The sequence below is a fragment of the Microcoleus sp. OTE_8_concoct_300 genome (assembly GCF_031383065.1).
Classification (GTDB): Bacteria; Cyanobacteriota; Cyanobacteriia; order Cyanobacteriales; family Microcoleaceae; genus Microcoleus.
Map to the genome: position 1 here is coordinate 1 of NZ_JANMZH010000095.1, position 18297 is coordinate 18297.

14 protein-coding genes and 1 tRNA gene are annotated in these 18297 nt (G+C 45.2%); 4 read left to right on the top strand and 11 right to left on the bottom strand.

Annotation, left to right across the window (positions count from 1 at the left end):
• Positions 1-136: 136 nt before the first annotated feature.
• Genes ACUVJL_RS04485 through crn3 form a run of 3 tightly spaced genes read left to right on the top strand, consistent with a single transcriptional unit; the run spans position 137 to position 3180 of the window.
• Entirely contained in the window at positions 137-1867 is a 1731-nt protein-coding gene (locus ACUVJL_RS04485; RefSeq protein ID WP_445244754.1) for an NAD+ synthase, read from the top strand.
• 7 nt (positions 1868-1874) lie between these two features.
• Positions 1875-2804, top strand: coding sequence for a DUF192 domain-containing protein (locus ACUVJL_RS04490; protein WP_445244755.1), 930 nt, complete (start codon positions 1875-1877; stop codon positions 2802-2804).
• Between the two features lie 43 nt (positions 2805-2847).
• Positions 2848-3180, top strand: coding sequence for a CRISPR-associated ring nuclease Crn3/Csx3 (gene crn3, locus ACUVJL_RS04495; RefSeq protein WP_333158433.1), 333 nt, complete (start codon positions 2848-2850; stop codon positions 3178-3180).
• Positions 3181-3804: 624 nt separating this feature from the next.
• On the opposite strand, the gene ACUVJL_RS04500 is transcribed toward crn3, so the two are convergent.
• The 8 genes from ACUVJL_RS04500 to ndhL form a co-directional block, all read right to left on the bottom strand.
• Positions 3805-6291 (bottom strand): CHAT domain-containing protein, encoded by a 2487-nt coding sequence (locus tag ACUVJL_RS04500; RefSeq protein ID WP_445244756.1) that lies wholly within the window; start codon positions 6289-6291, stop codon positions 3805-3807.
• 398 nt (positions 6292-6689) lie between these two features.
• A complete protein-coding gene (locus tag ACUVJL_RS04505; RefSeq protein ID WP_445244757.1) occupies positions 6690-9086 on the bottom strand; it encodes an ATP-binding protein in 2397 nt (798 codons plus the stop codon).
• A 105-nt stretch (positions 9087-9191) separates the two neighbouring features.
• Entirely contained in the window at positions 9192-9389 is a 198-nt protein-coding gene (locus tag ACUVJL_RS04510; protein ID WP_445244758.1) for a hypothetical protein, read from the bottom strand.
• 29 nt (positions 9390-9418) lie between these two features.
• Positions 9419-9631, bottom strand: a complete 213-nt coding sequence (locus ACUVJL_RS04515; RefSeq protein WP_445244759.1) for a hypothetical protein — start codon at positions 9629-9631, stop codon at positions 9419-9421.
• A gap of 698 nt (positions 9632-10329) precedes the next feature.
• Positions 10330-10977, bottom strand: a complete 648-nt coding sequence (locus tag ACUVJL_RS04520) for a DUF6658 family protein (RefSeq protein WP_445244760.1) — start codon at positions 10975-10977, stop codon at positions 10330-10332.
• Positions 10978-11682: 705 nt separating this feature from the next.
• The gene (gene trpA / locus ACUVJL_RS04525; protein WP_445244761.1) at positions 11683-12480 is read right to left on the bottom strand and encodes a tryptophan synthase subunit alpha; all 798 of its coding nucleotides are present in this window, start codon (positions 12478-12480) and stop codon (positions 11683-11685) included.
• Positions 12481-12849: 369 nt separating this feature from the next.
• Entirely contained in the window at positions 12850-13155 is a 306-nt protein-coding gene (locus ACUVJL_RS04530; protein WP_445244762.1) for a DUF3007 family protein, read from the bottom strand.
• Positions 13156-13371 carry an NAD(P)H-quinone oxidoreductase subunit L gene (ndhL, locus tag ACUVJL_RS04535; RefSeq protein ID WP_333441590.1) on the bottom strand — a complete coding sequence of 72 codons (216 nt, stop codon included), beginning with the start codon at positions 13369-13371 and terminating at the stop codon, positions 13156-13158. It lies immediately after the preceding gene.
• A 196-nt stretch (positions 13372-13567) separates the two neighbouring features.
• Here ndhL and ACUVJL_RS04540 point away from each other — a divergent pair.
• A tRNA-Leu gene (locus tag ACUVJL_RS04540) sits at positions 13568-13652 on the top strand.
• Positions 13653-13844: 192 nt separating this feature from the next.
• Here ACUVJL_RS04540 and ACUVJL_RS04545 read toward each other — a convergent pair.
• The 3 genes from ACUVJL_RS04545 to fmdA form a co-directional block, all read right to left on the bottom strand.
• Positions 13845-15551, bottom strand: coding sequence for a sensor histidine kinase (locus ACUVJL_RS04545; RefSeq protein ID WP_445244763.1), 1707 nt, complete (start codon positions 15549-15551; stop codon positions 13845-13847).
• Between the two features lie 890 nt (positions 15552-16441).
• Positions 16442-16705, bottom strand: coding sequence for an FmdB family zinc ribbon protein (locus ACUVJL_RS04550; RefSeq protein WP_445244764.1), 264 nt, complete (start codon positions 16703-16705; stop codon positions 16442-16444).
• A 162-nt stretch (positions 16706-16867) separates the two neighbouring features.
• Positions 16868-18043: a formamidase gene (gene fmdA, locus ACUVJL_RS04555; protein ID WP_445244765.1), complete on the bottom strand. Its 1176-nt coding sequence runs from the start codon at positions 18041-18043 to the stop codon at positions 16868-16870.
• Positions 18044-18297: the final 254 nt, after the last annotated feature.

Below are 18297 nucleotides of genomic sequence, written 5' to 3' on the forward strand. Positions count from 1 at the left end.
ACTTGGTTCTTTTGGGTCAGGTACATAACAATCTTTTCGCTACTGTTATAAATATACAGCGAAATGGCAGGATAAATCCTGCCTATCAGTTTTCCTCCCAGGTCTAAAGATGCAGGGTTTCCAACGAGGATTTTCTATGAAAATTACGATCGCACAACTCAATCCTACTATTGGTGATATCTTTGGCAACTCCCACCTAATTCTCGAGGCTGCGAAAAAAGCGGAGGTTGAAGGCGCCAACTTATTGCTAACACCGGAACTTTCCCTGATCGGTTATCCGCCGCGCGATTTGTTGATGAATCCCAGTTTCATTGCAGCCGCAGGCGCACAGTTGCAGCAACTGGCGCAAGCTTTGCCGCCGAATTTGGCAGTCATAGCCGGCACTGTCGTACCTAATGCTAATGCTGTTCAACTCGGCGGAAAATCATTGTTTAACAGCGCTGTTTTGTTGCAAAATGGCGCCGTCAAAAAAGTTTTTCATAAACGCTTGTTGCCTACTTATGATGTATTTGATGAAGACAGATATTTTGAACCGGGAGAAAACAGCAATTATTTTACTATTGGCGAACTCAAAATCGGCGTGACAATTTGTGAAGATTTGTGGAACAATGAGGAGTTTTGGGGTAAACGCAGTTACCCAGGCGATCCCGTTTCCGATTTGGCAAAATTGGGCGTAGATTTAGTGGTAAATTTGTCGGCATCGCCTTATTCTGCGGGAAAGCGGGGAGTGCGATCGGCTATGTTGCAGCACAGCGTCATCCGCTGCGGGATACCGATTATTTACGCTAATCAGATAGGGGGAAATGACGATATTATTTTTGACGGCAGCAGTTTTGCTGTGAATCGAAAGGGTGATTTGATTGAGGTATTAGCTTCTTTTGAAACTGATTTTGCGGTGCTGGAATATGACGCAGCTAAACAAGATTTAGTTGGCAGCAATCAGCAAAGTGCAGCAGGAATTGAGGCGGCGCCGTTGAGTTTTTATCCGGCGGTCGGAAATGCAGAAATTTGGGCGGCTTTGGTTTTGGGAGTGCGAGATTATGTCCGCAAGTGCTGTTTTTCTAAGGTTGTACTCGGTTTGAGCGGCGGGATAGATTCGGCTTTGGTGGCTGCGATCGCCAGTTGCGCGATCGGGCCGGAAAATGTTCTAGGGGTGTTGATGCCTTCTCCTTACAGTTCGGATCATTCGGTTAATGATGCTTTGGAATTAGCCCGAAATCTCGGTATTGCGATCGAACTATTGCCGATCGGCGATTTGATGAAAACTTACGATCGCACTCTCGCCGATTTGTTTGTCAATACAACTTTCGGGATTGCTGAGGAAAATATTCAATCCCGGATTCGAGGCAATCTGTTGATGGCAATTTCTAATAAGTTCGGACATTTGCTGCTTTCGACTGGCAATAAGTCGGAAATGTCGGTGGGTTACTGCACTCTCTACGGCGATATGAATGGGGGATTGGCGGTGATTTCTGATGTGCCGAAAACTCGCGTTTATTCGCTGTGTCGGTGGCTTAATTCTGAGTTCGAGCAGGGGAAAGATGAGGCTATTTTGGGAAAAGAACTTATTCCGGTTAATATTATTAATAAAGCGCCGAGTGCTGAACTGAAACCTGGGCAAGTTGACCAAGATTCTTTGCCTGCTTACGATGTTTTGGATGACATCTTGCAGCGGTTTATAGAACATCATGAATCTGCCCAACAAATTATCGCAGCGGGACACGATGAAGCGGTGGTTAAACGTGTAGTAAAATTAGTGACGCAAGCAGAGTTTAAACGGCGGCAAGCAGCCCCGGGTTTGAAAATTAGCGATCGAGCTTTTGGTACCGGTTGGCGGATGCCGATCGCCAAAGTTTCCTTTTATTAAACGCAAAATGGTTAACATCGACGGTACTTTCGGCTTCGATTTTCTCCTGGGAACTCTCAGCAACGATACGATGAGAGGGTTTGCGGGTAATGACACTATTCAAGGTTTGGGGGGAAATGACCGGATTTTTGGCGATCGGGAAAATGACTTGCTCGCCGGAGATGAAGGCGCTGATACGCTCTCTGGCGGGCAAGGAAGCGATACAATCTATGGAGGACAAGGTGAAGATGGGATTTTTGGCGATCGGGGTCACGATTTGCTAATAGGCGGCGAAGGCAAGGATATCTTGACAGGAGGCGCGGGGGAGGATTTATTTATAATTGAAAGAACCTCGACCGCATCTACTATTACTGAAGCCGATATAATTACAGATTTTGGCAACGGCAATGATAAAATTGTCTTGACAGAAGGCATGAAGTTTAGCGATTTAGAGCTTTCTGTTGCCGATAATCAAACTGTTATGAAAGATAAAAATTCTGGCAAATATTTAGGAGTTGTTGCGGGAAACCATAATCTGACTGAATCCAACTTTATGTCGCTGTTGGGCGGAATAGATATGGGTCAGCTTTTGCCGATTTCTGTTAACACGATCCTAGGCGATCGCGCGATCGGACTGGAAGTGGCGAAAACACCCCAAGAACAAGCCACAGGTTTAATGTTTCGGACAGAATTACCCGATGACAGGGGAATGTTTTTCCCGATCGAACCCCCGCGAAACGTGCGTTTTTGGATGAAAAACGTGTTGATTGAGCTCGATATGGTTTTTCTGCGGGAAGGCGTAGTGCAGGCAATAATTCCTAACGTACCGCCGTGTTTGAGCGAAACCTGCCCCAACTACGGCCCGGATGTTCCCGTTGACGGAGTTATTGAACTCAGAGGCGGAAGGGCGGCCCAATTGGGACTCAAAGTTGGCGATCGGATTCCCAATTTACCCTAAAAGGTATATGATTTTATCGCAGCATTCAACATTTGTGTATCCCATGAACCCTATTGAATTAAAAATAATCCCCAATCAAACTCAAGACGGTTTAGCTTACCAACATTTGCGCTTGCGAATTACAACTCAAGACGGTATCATCACACCCGATGATTTACAAGGTTTGAAACTTCCTCAAGATGTTCAATTCAGTCAAGGAGTTGTCATTGAAGGTAGAGGAGCAATTTGGTTGTACGGGTATTTAGTGCACGAATGTCATCCTGCGGCGTGGGTTGGATGTTACGATCCGCGATTAGAAGGTGCGGTGGTAGTAGCGACGCACAAGCACGAGGTATCTGTGGGACAGGTATTAAAATTGAGTTTACCGAGTGATTAAATTAGATGGTGTTGGGTAAATTACCCGCCATATTTGTAGGGGCGGGTTTTACGAAGAATCTTTCATTCACATCTACAATATTTATAAACCCGCCCTCTCTTCCTATGTAATATTTATTTGTAAAAACTCACATCTTGCACCATGCTCAAGAACAGGCAAGATGCCTGTTCCACAAGAAAATTCACTCTTTGTGGAACAGGCATCTTGCCTGTTCATAAAAAGCTTATTGAGAATGGTGCAACATCTCAGTAATAACCTACTTACTATCGCGCGATCGCCCAAAAAACCTTTAAGTTTAACTATAACAATCATAAATCATTTGTGAATTTCTTACTCCCTCCCCGCAGCTTCGGGGAGGGTTGGGGTGGGGTAAAAAATTTATGACTCCTTTAGGATTGCTATATAACAACACTTCGGACACTTTCAGGGTTCCCGTATCGGCGCTTATTCCCGGTTTCTACGAAATTTTGCGTCTAGTAACGAGAAATATAGGAATAAACCGGGTTTCATCAGTCAGTGTGCGTGCAGAACTACTTTAAAAGAGTTAGGCCCAGGCTTTCAAAAACAGAAAGGATTTACCTTACCGCCTACTCGATGTGCCAGTTACGTAACTCCTAAAAGCTATTACTCTGCTTCACCAATCAGGGTAAATGCACCCCAATCTCTGGGTTCGGGATGCTTTTTCATCATGATTAGCATTGCTTGTCGCAAGGCTTGAGCTTTATTGGGATTTTGCTGCAACTGACGATAGAATTCTGCCATTAATTCAGCAGTGGGAGCGTCGGGAACAGACCACAGAGACGTGAGGATAGTGGGAACGCCCGCAGTAATTAATGCGCGAGATAAGCCAATTACACCATCACCCGTTAATCTTCCTCTACCTGTATTGCAAGCGCTTAAAACAACTAATTCAGCATTTAATTTTAAATCTAAGATTTCGCTGGAAGTGAGGAAGCCGTCATCATTTCCCGAGGGAGCAAGGGCAATTGATCCTGGCATATCTCGGCTTTTTACTTCATTGAAGAAACCGTGAGTCGCTAAATGAATAATCCGAGCATTTAACATTTGTTTAACAATGGATACTTTCGTGGCTTGAGGGCCGATAATTGCTTGAGTGTTGAGAAGTTGGGCAATGATTTGGGCTTCCTGTTCGCTGGCTGGGAGTGGTAGTAATTGCCGCGGGGGGTTGCCGATTTTGGGCATGGTGGGATTGCCGACAACGAGAATCTTTTGGGAAGCAGTTTGTCTGTTTTTTTGTCGAGATTGGTGGGTGAGTTGCAAGATTTGAATAGCGGGAGCAATGATGATGGTATGTTTTTCAACGAGATATTGACCTTGAGCATTTTGTAGGGTAGCAAAAGGAACTAAAAAGAGAGATTTATGCGGAATGAAGATAACGTGATCGTTGGGATCGGTTGGTAAAAGGTCAGCGATCGGTTCAATTAGTAATTGATAAAGTTGTTGTAATTTTGGGTTGGCGGTTTGGGAATTAGCAGGGGTAGAGTTTGGGCGATTTGTTGCTTGTTGATTGGATAGATTATTTTCTGATGTGCCCAAAGCATCGCGAGTGCCGCGAATCATTTCTGCAAAGGCGGTATCTTGTTCGTTCAATCCTCTGCCAGTAGCAGCAGAAACTCTCGTGCGTTCCGTAGCTTGTCCTAGATTAATATTGAGAGATTTCAAGTCAACGGAGCGAAAAGTAATTTCACCAGTCGGCTTGATTACCCAAATATAGAGGGCTTCATTCCAGATCGTTGAATACTCGACGAGGGTGGCGTTTTGTTCTTTAGCAATTTGTTGTATTTGCTGGATGTTGGGCGGGTTGATGGTGAGTTGAGTAGAGGCTGAGGGGGCGAGGCGACCAGCTAATAACTCTACAAAAGCTCTGGCTCTTCCCCGCTCGGCAATTTCCAGGGCTTCATTGTTTTTCTCCTGGGCAATGAGGACTTTTTGTAAGTTGAGATATGGGCTAGTTTGCGTGTCAAAGATTGACACTTTCTTGGCATCGTCTAACCCGGCTCGGAGAGATTCTGAAACTTTGATGCTATCCAGTAGAGTTTTCTCGGCTGCTGAGAGATTGCCTTGTCGGTAGAGTGCCAAGCCTAAATTATTGAGTGCAGTTCCCTCACTTTGGCGGTCTTTAATTTCGCGGGCGATCGCCAAGAACTGCTGCTGGTACTCAATGGCTTTGGTGTAGTCGCCGAGGGAAAGGTAAGCAAGTCCCAAATTTCCCAAAGCCTGTTCCTCACTTTGGCGGTCTTTAATTTCGCGGGCGATCAGCAAAACCTGTTGAGTGTACTCAATGGCTTTGGCGTAGTCGCCAAGGGACTCGTAAGCATTTCCCAAATTGCCCAAAGCTGCTGCCTCACTTTCGCGGTCTTTAATTTCGCGGGCGATCGCCAACAGTTGTTGAGCATACTCAATGGCTTTGGCGTAGTCGCCCAGGGAATAATAAGTAACTCCCAAATTGCCCAAAGCTTTCCCCTCACTTTGGCGGTCTTTAATTTCGCGGGCGATCGCTAACTTCTGCTGAGTGTACTCAATGGCTTTGGCGTAGTCGGGGAGGTTCATGTAAGCAAGTCCCAAATTTCCCAAAGCTGTTCCCTCACTTTGGCGGTCTTTAATTTCGCGGGCGATCGCTAACGACTGCTGCTGGTACTCAATGGCTTTGGCGTGGTCGCCGAGGTCTATGTAATCAAGTCCCAAATTTCCCAAAGCTACTCCCTCGTTTCGGCGGTCTTTAATTTCGCGGGCGATCACCAAAACCTGTTGAGTGTACTCAATGGCTTTGGCGTAGTCGCCAAGTTCCTTGTAAGCAATTCCCAAATTTCCCAAAGCTGCTCCCTCGCCTTGCCGATCTTTAATTTCCCGATAAATGATCAGCGCCTGTTGCCAATACTGTAGGGCAGCTTCAAATTGACTCATCTGAGCCTGCTGAATGCCTTGGTTCAACAGCCTGTATGCTTCGACTTGCCGGTCCGCAGGGTTCTGAGCCAACACTTGAGGAGGAGGGATTTTGGCTTGAGCACTAGGGATGAAGAGAAAATCGCCGCCACTCAGCGCGGCTAGAAGTGAGAGGAGTGCCGTCGATCCAATGGTTTGCAGTTTCATCGCCTTTACTTCCTCTATCAGGTACATCACTTGAGCCAATATAGCGGTTATCTACCGCATGAGGTACCATCAGTAAAGTTGATTAGCGTTTTGGGCTCGCACACACCAATCCTCTTTTATGAGGGCGAGCAACTCATAACATTTTAAGGTAGCTCAAGGCGTCGTTTAAAAACTACCCCATTCCCTAGGGAGAAGTAAAAAGTCTAGCTTCCCTTTCTACCGATGGCGGATTTTCCTCAAAGTTGGTAGGAAAAATTGATTTTATTGAACAACTGCTCGATCAAAAAAATGATGCTACTTTAAAATAGTTATGGCCCGGCTTTCAAAAAAAGGCCGGAATCAAAGTCAGTATCTGTTATTACCCGATCGCCCAAAAACCATTTAATTTTCATTAAAATTTATCCCTTCACAGGCAAAACAATCACAAACTCAGTGCCCATACCTGGCTCAGCATTCACCTCAATGCTTCCCCCATGTTTTTCTACCGCAATCTGATGGACAATTGCCAACCCCAATCCAGTTCCTTTTCCGACACCTTTCGTCGTGAACAAATGGTCGAATATGTGCTCTTTCACTTCGTCTTTCATCCCGGTACCGTTATCAGCAATTTTAATTTTAATATGCCCTTCGAGTACCTCAGTGCAAATCGTGATGCGGTTGGGATTGGCGGCAATTTCGTTAAAAGTGCGTCCTACATTTGACTCTTCTAAGGCATCGATCGCATTGGCAAACAAATTCATGAAAACTTGATTTAATTGACCGGGAAAACACTCGATTTTAGGTAGATTGCCGTATTTAGCCATCACTTCGATCTGCGGACGGTGGTCGTTTGCCTTGAGGCGGTGTTTCAAAATTAAAATAGCGCTATCAATGCCTTCGTGAATATTAAAAGGAACTTTGTAGTCTTTGTCGCCTCGGGAGAAGGTACGCAGACTCGTGCTGATGCTGCAAATGCGATCGCACCCGACTTCCATTGAATCAATCATCTTCGGTAAATCTTCCAAGAGATAATCGAGGTCTATCTCTTGGGCGTGGTCGGCTATTTCCGATTTCGGTGCATCCGAGCGATAGAATTCTAAGTGTTCTATAACATCTTCCAAACTCCTTTTAGCTTCGCTTAAATTGCCAGAAATAAACCCAATCGGATTGTTGATTTCGTGGGCGACTCCGGCGACTAAATTACCCAAAGCCGACATTTTCTCGCTTTGCACGATTTGCAGTTGCGCTTGCTGTAAATCTTTTAAAGTTTGTTCGAGCTGTTGATTTTGCTCTTGCAAAAGTTGCGCTGCTTGCTTGCGATCGGTGGCATCAACACCCAAACCAATAATCCCGATCGTCTCGCCCTGAGAATTTTTTAACTGCACTTTCGTAATTTCTAAATAGTGTTGTTTGCCGTCAACAAATCTGAGAATTTCGCTAGAGTAATGTGGCAAATCTTGGGCAAGGCAGGCGGCATCTGAAACGAGACAGCCCGCTGCCTCCTCTCCCAGTATATCTTTGTAATGCTCGACAGCTAGGAAAGCGCTCAGAGGCACGCCCACATCTTGACAAAAGGTCTTGTTTACAAACTGTACTTTACCCCTGGGATTAATCATCCAAATCCAAATCGGAGCGACATCAAGAATCGCTTGCAGCATTTGTTTCTGCTCGGCAAGCTGAGCTTCGGTTCGGCTAATTTTTACTAGCGATCGTTCTAATTGTTGGTTGTAATCCTGATATTTTTTATAGAGCAGAGCATTTTGCAAACAGATGGCTGCCTGGGAACACAGGAGATTGAGAAGTTGCAGGCGCTCGCGGGTAAAAACTCTTGCGGTTAAGCGATTTTCCAGATACAAAATGCCGACTAAGTTGCCTCCATCAAGAACCGGCCAACACAACACGCTCTGCGGTTCGTATTTGAGGATGTAGGAGTCGGAATGCCAATCATCTTTTTGAGCGATGTCCCGAACAATTACAGGTTTCAACAAGTTTTTAACGCATTCAACAATTTTGAGGGGCAAAATCTCGCTGTTTTCATCGAGTGTTGCGGAGGATAAGTCGATCGCCCGCTCGACTCCAGAATTGTCGATCACGCTTGTAGCAGCGACTTCCCATTGATTGCCGTTTGGCAAAATCAGCGCTGCTTTGTCAGCTGCTGTATTTTTCATCGCCAGTTGCATCAGTTTGGAAATCAGTCGATCGAGCTCTCTTTCACTAGAGAGTGCTTGACAAGCTTTTAGCAGAGTTGAAAAATTCCCGAAATCTGAGACGCTCGCCGACACAGACGGAGGAATGGATGGGTTGAGGGATTGATTGTGCTTGGCAGGTGTTGCGAAAGTTGCTAAGGGATTTGCAGCGAGTTTTGCTGGCTCCAAAATCGATTCCAACAATTGAGGATAGCGTTTTTCTAAGTGGTCAATTTTGGCTCTATCTCCCCAGCGGACATAGCAATCATAGGCATCTATCATGTAGACTCGCGCAATTTTTTCTCTTCCCAATGAGAGGTAAAACTTAGCAGCGAGTTCGCAAGCAAGAGCTTCTTCATTCCAATATTCGTTAGCTTTAGCTCCGGTAATAGCTCGATCGTACATTTCCATGGCTTCTGCTGTCTGCCCCAAAACGCGGAGCCATTCTGCCTCAACCAGATCGAACTTGTGTTGGTAATTGAGCGGGGTATGGTGCGCCAATGCTTTGAGTTTTTTCTGACTAGCCCCAACGCGCTTAAGGATTTGTTGGCGCTCCGTCGGTGCCGCACTTGCATAGATTGCCAAATATGCCAGCGCATCGTAAAAGTCGTGCATCATCGTTACTAGCATCGATCTACAATTCCCCAGATAAGGTTTACATACATTTACCCTGTCGATTGGCTTGGGATTACGGCTCGAATATCTCCCGAATCCGTCGCCTATTTCTGCTCGATTTTATCCCCCTAAATCTGGTCGATAACAGTCAAGATTAATAAAGATATTAGGAAGTTTCATATATTTGTCAATAACTGGGCTTTGTTCGATTTCGTCGAGAATGTCTGTTGGCTTGAGGACTATTTCCAGCGATGCAATTAACGACGGCTGCTTTACTCGATCGTATTCTCGGATTACCGCGTCGCGGAAATTTTCCACGACAATGACGTAACGGCGGGCCTAGGGTTTTATACTGCGCCCAGCAGTTGTGTCCGGAATATCGAGATTTTTGACCGTCGCGCCCTGTTGCGAAACTGCAAGAGTTTGCTAAAGCCGGGTTGCTGCTCAAGATGGCCCGCGCCCCGATCGACAGCCGTTCCAGAATCGGTGTACAATTGCGCGATCGGGCGAGATTCAGGCCTTAGCGCAGTCAAATCTACTACATCTACTGTTGCGTTCATATCGGCTGACCTCAACTCCGACATTAACTTGACAAAACTTAGTGTATCTATCTTAGGGCATAAACTGCATAATTTTCAATTTCTCGATCGCTAATTTCTATTATCTGTTAATAAACAACATTTTATACTTTGGCGATCGGGATTAAAGCCTTTTACTTACGTAAAAATTTCTGCGGTTAATCTCAAATGCGGTTAAATAAAGGCGAAATACAGTAGGAACACGACAGTATGCTGTCTCGAAAAATACAATCTGTAATAAATTAAATTTAATATAGGTCGATCGCCCCAATGGAGGCTACTATATGGAAAAATTTTTACCTTAAGAACTCAAAATATAATGTTTATAAATAATAAAGAATCCGTCCTGAAATGAGTAGCTCTCCCGTCCCCCCTAGAAAAGCACAGGGTCGTCTTCTTCTGCTGAAACCCGCCCTGGACTCTACTTCCGGGCTAATAGCCCTCGCCGGGGTTAAAACCCAATCAAATAGTAATATGCAGTAATATGCAGTCGTCTTGAGAGGACTTTAGCTACGTTCCGACAGGGGTTTTAACCCCTGTCCGAATGTAGCTTCCAGAGAAAGAAACAGCGTTATTTGAGGTTAGTCGATCGCGTCTGTCGCTCTTTCTGGCGCTCGTTGAGTTGTGTCAAGATCTCGATTCACTTTCTAGCAAATATTGTCCGAGGCATCTTCAGCGTTCTATCTTGCATCTCGCGCTGCATCATTGATATTTTCTTGGCCGCCGCTGGTATTATATCTCAGAGACTCAGTACCCTCTGATACTCTTTCTTTTGCTCCCTCGGTGGCTTCTTTAACAATATTTTTTGCTCCCTTCAAGCCTTCGCGAGTGTTTTCTTTAAGATTAGCAAAGCCTTGTTTGGTTTTGTCGCCAAAGTCCTCAGCTTTGCTCTGAGCCGTGCGAGCATCGTCCTTCACCTTTTCACCAACTTGGTTGAGTTTGTCAGGCGCGTCGTCCGCTACCCGCCGCACGTTTTCGCCTACATTGTTGCTAGATTTGGTATCGATGCGGTGCTGCGCTTGCTCTTTGAGAAGCTGAGCTTTTGCTTCTGCTGCTGTAACCTTTTTGTTTCTGGGATCGACATCGCTGTAGTCGTTCATGCCACCTTTGTATTCGGAAGTTACAGCCCCTGAAGGCACTTCTTCTCTAATTTGGTCGGCAGTTTTTGCGGCCATCACATCTGTTTTTCCTGCCGTCACATCTGTTTGTCCTGCCGTCACATCAGGGCGGCTGCAGGCCGTACTCACTAATACTAAAATGCCAGCCAGAAACACTGTTAAAATTTGTACAGCTCGAATTTTTTTCAGAAATGCAGTTAGTCTCTTCATAAAAATGCTCCTTTCTATTGTGATATGCTCAAATGCCTGGTGGCTTTGTAGATGGCTACCATTACAAAATTAGCCACTTAAACACTTTTTTAAGTATACGAATAGAAACAGGAGCTTTTCATCTATCCCAAGTTACATTCCTCAAGTTATAGCGGAAGGAAGAAGGAAAAAGGAAGAAGGAAAAAGGAAGAAGGAATCGACAATCCTCCATCTTCTAGCAATTATTAAAAGTCGCCACACCCCGCGCCGGACAAGGCAATGCCTTTCATCGTGTCCACAATCGCCTAAAAACCTTTGTATCTATCGTTTATAACCGAGTCTAGATCCCCCTAAATCCTCCTTAAGAAGGCGGACGAAAGAACACTCATGTCCTACCCCCTACTCCCTTTAATAAGGGGGAGTAGGGGGCAAGAATCAGGGGGGAGCGGCGGGCATAATCATTAAACAGTATACTGCTCCTACATTTAACCTTAAGTTGACACGATGAAAGGCAATGCCGTTGCCCTACTTTGCTGCGCCTTTGGTTCTCTGTGCGCGCACGATGTTGAAATGTTTTGCATTTTAAGATCAAAAAAAACCTTCCGGTCAGGAACCAGAAGGCAGTGGATGTATGATCTCAAGTACAACAAGGTCTTTAATCGCAATTGTGGCGACATATCTCGATCGCACACATCTGTCTAATGGCTGAAAGTATCTGCACAGTTGCTAAACATTTTGAATCGCTGTTTTTAGACTCTTGCAGAATTCGCCTATCGCCTCTAAACCCTGTTCTGGAGTTCCTTGGGCCAAACGTTTGACAAAAGCACTGCCAACAATCGCAGCGTCTGCACCCCATTCTTTCACTTGGCGAGCGTGTTCGGGTTTCGATATACCAAACCCGACGCCAATGGGTTTGTCTGTGATGCTGCGGAGTTCTTGCAGCAACTCTTTTGCTCGTGTTTCTAAGCCTTCGCGCACTCCCGTAACCCCCGTCACGCTGACCAAGTAAATAAATCCTTGAGACTCCCGAGCGATAGCTTCTATGCGACTTTTGGGACTTGTCGGAGCCACTAATAATGTTAGTTCAATCCCTAATTTGTTGGCAGGTTGGATGAGACTGTCGGCTTCTTCTAAGGGCAAGTCTGGTACAACCAATCCCTGAACTCCGGCACTTTTGATTTGCTGCAAAAAAGTTTCTATACCTCGGTACAAAATCGGGTTGTAGTATGTGAAGAGAATGATGGGCGATCGCAAATTCGGACTAACTTTCGCTACCATTTCCAGCACCGAATCTAACCGCGTTCCCCGCTGCAGAGCCCTAGTAGCGGCCGCTTGAATCACCGGCCCGTCAGCTAGCGGGTCAGAATAGGGAACGCCAAGCTCGATCGCATCTGCACCGTTATCATCCAAAATTTGCAGTGCTTTAGCCGTTGTCTCCAAGTCTGGGTCGCCAGCAGTAATAAAAGGAATCAATGCACATTGGTGGCTCTTGCGCAACGTTTCAAAACAATTAGAAATAGTCATTAGTTATTAGTCATCAGTCATTGGTCATCAGTCATTAGTCATTGGTCATTAGTCATTAGTCAGCGGTCATTAGTCAGCGGTCATTAGTCAGCGGTCATTAGTCATTGGTCATTAGTCATTGGTCATTAGTCAGCGGTCATTAGTCAGCGGTCAGCAATCATTACTTGGCGGTCTCTATTCATCTTCCTTAGCTTTAAGTCCGCAGTCATTATTTTACCGTTTATTGCTAATAACTAATAACTAATGACTAAGCTAATCCGCATTTAAATTGCATGGTAAAATAAATTTTTCCTCTTGTGGGGTGGGCATCCTGCCCGCCCTCAACATACAATTTAAATGCACAACAGCTTAATGACTAATGACTAATAACTAATTATCTTTTTCCTGCTCTATTTCGGCTTGAAGTTTGGCTAATTCTTCGGGAGTGAGCTCATCGAGCCGCTTCTGCAAGACAGCTTCTTTGTAATCTTGCAGTTGCTGACTGTAGGTCATATTTTGAGTAAGTGCTCGAAATAAATAAGTCACCAGCCAGCCAATCAAGCCGGCGACCAAAAACAACTGACTCCAAATCCCTGCATTCATACTGTCTAGTCCGGCGAATTGCAGTAGCAAGTAGACAAAGCCACCTGCTACAAAAAAGCCGATACTGATTCCAATTACGTCAATACGTCGCATTTAGGCTTCTATCTGCCGCCGTTTGGGCCGAAAATTCAAAAACGGAGCTAGGAGAAACATACCTGGGAAGAAGAAGAACATCAAGAAGTACATGAAGCCGCGCTCAAAAGAGCTGGCCACGTACCAGCGGCTGTTCAGGTAAGCGTAGGTGGCTGCGGGTACTACGAGGAAGTAGGCTCCTGCCAAGACGGCGTAAAGCAGTAAGGTAATATACATAGATTTGCTTTAGGGGAATAATAACACGGGTAAGTCGGTTGAGACGCTCCGCTAGCTGGTTAACTATTGTACCGCTTGGGGAGATGCAGCGCGACTTTTGGGAATTTTTTGATTGGGGGTTGCGTAAATTGGGGTTTTGGCTGTAGAATAAAAGGCTGTTGTTGTTAGTGGCTCAAATCCACAGCAGCTTCACTAGGGGGGCGTGGCGGAATGGTAGACGCTACGGACTTAAAATCCGTTGACCCGAAACGGTCGTGTGGGTTCAAGTCCCTCCGCCCCCATTAAAATTCAGGTGAGAATGCTGTTTTCCCTTGTCTAATCGCCATCTCATGTCCGGTAAAAAAACACCGATGTTTGTAGGGGCGGGTTCAACAAGATCTGTAATATAAGTTAGAGATCCTGTAAACCCGCCCTAATTGAGACTTTACGGTCTTGACTCCAGACAAACAAAAACGAAGTCTGCCCGCGCGATATTACGCCACAACTGGCAAAGTAATCACAAATTCCGTGCCCTGTCCTATTTGAGAATTTACCTCAATTTTGCCTTGATGCTTGGCAACGATTTGATAGGAAATAGCCAATCCTAATCCAGTGCCTTTGCCGATCGACTTTGTAGTAAAAAATGGCTCAAATATCTGTTGGGCACAGCCTGCTGCAATTCCCGGCCCGTTATCCCGAATCTTGACGGTGACAGTATTGTCTGCGGTAACTGCCGTGCTAATCCAAATGGTTGGCGAATACCCTTTGTCTCCCTTTTTCACCTCCTCCAACGCATCTATTGCATTGCCGATCACGTTCATAAATACTTGATTTAGTTGCGCTAGAGAGCACTCAACCTCAGGCAACTTGCCGTATTGTTTAATAACTTGAATACCTTGTTTGAGCCGGTGATTGAGAATTACGAGGGTGCTGTCTATTCCTTCGTGAATGTCGGCTGATTTCATATTTCCGTCGTCCGATCGCGAAAAATTGCGCATGGATACGACAATTTCATGAATGCGATCGGCTCCCATTTTCATCGAAGAGAGGGTTTTTGGCAAATCTTCTCTGAGAAATTCGAGTTCAATGTCTTCGATGCGCTCTAGAATGGCATCTGGTGGGTTGGGATAGTATTCTTGATAGAGAGTTACCAGATCTGCCAACTCTTGGATATATTTGTTGGCATAGTCAATGTTGCCACTGATGAAGTTGACGGGATTGTTGATTTCGTGGGCTATCCCTGCAACCATTTGACCGAGAGACGACATTTTTTCGGTCTGAATTAATTGGGATTGAGTGTGTTTGAGTTCTTGTGTATAATCGCTAACTCGCTGAATCAATTGATTGAAAGAGACTGCTAAAACTCCGATTTCGTCTTGGGTTGTGACTGGTACTTGCAGGTTAAAATTCGATTCGCGAGCGACTTGCTGAGCGACATTAGTGACGGTTTCGATGGGTTGGGCGATCGCGCGGCTGGTTTTGTCCGCCAGTACGACGGCGATCAGTGCTGAAATTAGCATACTCCCGAGAATAATTCGGTTACGCAAATCTTCAGCTTCTTCTAATGCTTGGGCCCCTTGCTGCTTATGAATTTCTACTGCAGAAATTAGCTCGGTTAAACTCTGAGCAAGGTTATCTAGTACGATCGCCTCTTGGCCGCTGCTAGTCCTCAACATTTGTAGCTGTGCGAACTCGAGGCTGTTGGGCTGCAAATTCCAAACTTCCGCTTCTTTTAACTGCAATTTAATTAGCTGACCGTAGTAATCAATGACCCTGGCAGAGTTATGCAATATAGCCTGAAATTCTGCCTCTTCTGTTGCTAGTTTATCGGGATTTTGTCGTGCGAAAGATTCAATTTCTGCAATCAGGATTTTCGCCTGATTGATTTGCCGGAAAAACCTATCGTGTTCGTACTGCAGCCACACAGTGTTTCCCAAAACGGTCGGGAATCTCGCCGCGTGCGATCGGGCTTCAAATACGGTATTTTGCAAATTTTGCAGCTGTTGCTGCTGCTGTTGGGCAACATTTACCTGAACTAAAGCTTGCTTGCGAAAGTAGTCTCCCAATCTCTGTCCCGCAGCAGTTCCCAAAATCGCTATGCCGATAGCTAAAGCATAACCGTAGCTAATTTTTTGGCCGATCCGCAAATGGTTGAATCGTCCTTTTAGCCAGCTTAGATTAATAGTTGAATGTTGTAACAAGGTTTTTTTAGCAGAGTGCTATTGCTCTACTTTGCTATCTTGGGGCTGAGTGTTGTTAAATAATAACATTAGAAGTTCCTCCCAAACGAATCAAAAGTAATTGAGCGAAGAAAAGCAGAATCCACTTATGATGAAGCCCGAAAGCAGTTTTGAGTGTTTAATTTTGACTTTTGAAATCTTTAATTCACAACTCAAAACTCACAACTCCCAACTCAACGCTTACCCTAGTATCTCTGTTTTTAGACTAGAGGGTTTGTGATCTATATCAACCATCTATGTGATTATACGCAGATTTACAAAACTTATGATACAGCGATTAGTATTTGTAGTAAATTGGGACACAAGGCCCCACTAATAGTTCTCCCCGCTTTTCTTTTTCTGCCATTTCTAGGTTTAATTCTAGCACTTTTGCTAAAATATCGTCGCTGTCAATAAATCCCTAAGCTGGCATTACTTGTCGATCGAGTTGAGCGTGGAGTTTAAAGAGCTGACTGGTTGGTTCTTCAAAAAACTTATTGTAAAGTTGAGTAAGTCCCCACTGTTTTGTTAACATTTGTTAAGTGCTGTACAGTGAAGTAGTAAGCTCGAAGCGCGATCGCCTTTCTCCTTCCTAAACCTTTGCCATTTTAATACGGTAGCAGGTTCAATATGACTTAAATTATTCAGTTGATGATTATGTTATATTGGCAAAGAAATAAAAGCAAAATACTTCCTTAGCCCGCCAGGGACTTAAGTCCCTGTCTAATTGCAAAAGTCGGTTTCAACTAAGATGTTGCACCATTCTCGCTTAACAGGCTTTCCGGCCTGTTCCACAAAGAGTGAATTTTATTGTGGAACAGGCCGGAAAGCCTGTTCGTCGGACTGTCGGAGTCTCGGACTGTCGGATTGCATCAGTGACCGATCATCCAAGGTCGTCCCCCTCGGTGTTCCCGATTCCGCTGCGGTAATGGTTCCTCAGAACGCTTAATTACCTGCGGTTCCCGATTTTCTTGACCTTTCAACCGCAGCTTTCCAGTTAGAATCATCGGCGGCGAAAAGATGCGTTTAGCAACAGTTTCGCAACTCGGGCAAAGCATCGGTGTATCTGATTCTGCTAGAGGGCGCCACTTATCAAAAATGCCGCAAGTTTCACACTTAAAATCGTAAAGAGGCATATCAATTTTTGATGGTAGATTTGGATGCAATGAGTAGGCCCAGCCCAGCGCCCGCCTTACTAATTTAGAACTTACGCAAGAAAGAAATTTTTCCACTATTTGTGGGGGTAAGGTGCGCTTCGGCGCCCCCTACAAAAGCGAGTCCGTGCGTAAATCCTGTAATTAAGATGGCAGAATATCCATCTCGAAAATTTCTGTCGGTAAAGCAATAGTGCAGCAAGCATTGGGAATATCCACAATGCCGCTGATGCGACCTTCAACCGGAGCACAGCTTAACAGCAAATACGCTTGTTCTCCGGTAAAACCAAACTTTTTTAAGTATTCGATCGCATTCAAACAAGCTCGGCGATAAGCAACGTGAGCATCCATATAATACTGCTGACCAGTAAATTCATCAACAGAAATCCCTTCAAAAACCAGGTACTCAGAATAGCGGGGCTCCACCGGCCCGGGTTTGAAAATCGGGTTGACCATCGCGTATTTATCCATGCCGCCTTTGATAATATCAACGTGGAGGTCGATGTACCCCGACATTTCAATTGCCCCGCAGAATGAAATCTCCCCGTCTCCTTGAGAAAAGTGAATATCTCCCATCGAAAGTTTCGCGCCTTCGACATAAACCGGGAAGTAAATTCTCGAACCCCGCGACAGGTTTTTAATATCGCAATTGCCGCCGTGTTCGCGGGGAGGAACAGTGCGCGCCGCTTCGGCCGCCACTCGCTCGAATTCAGATTGTTTCAGCGACCCCAAAATTGCATTTTTGGAGTTGGGCAGTTCTGCTAAAGGTGGCACTCTAGCGGGATTTGTTGCTACTAATTCCGCTTCCCGTTTGTTCCATTTATTCAACAATTCAACAGAAGGAGCACAGCCGATTAAACCCGGGTGAGTAATCCCGGCAAACCGCACTTTTGGTATATGTCGGGAAGCGGTATAAATTCCCTGAAAATCCCAGATTGCTTTAGCAGCAGTCGGAAAATGTTCAGTCAAGAAACCGCCGCCGTTTTCTTTAGCAAAAATTCCCGTAAAACCCCATTCGTCCCCTTGCAAAGCCCCGATGTCGAGGATATCGACTACTAGAATATCCCCTGGCTGCGCGCCGTTAACATAAATTGGCCCGCTCAAAACGTGAACTACTGTTAAGTCTACATCGCGAATGTCGTCGGGACTGTCGTCATTTTTAATTTGTCCGTCTGTCCAGTCTTTACACTCGATGCGAAATACATCGCCGGGATTGACGGAAACTACTGCTGGAATATCTGGATGCCAGCGGTTGTGACCGACTAATTCCTGTTCTGACATCGGTTTGGTCAAGTCAACTTTGAAGAGAACTTGAGGCATAGTCTGCACTCCTGTAGTTACTAATTTTTACATGGTACGCGCATCTTCGCCGATCGGATAGTTGATAAATGTAAATTATTATACGAATAAATGCAGAAACCAAAAATTTTTCAGATAACGATTATCATTATTTATAAAATAACCGAGCTGCGCCGCAGTCGTGCTATGTTTGTGATAGTAGACCTCTTGCAAAAATAACTAGGACGGGCAAGATGCCCATCCCACAAGAGTTATTTTTTCTTGTGGGATGGGCA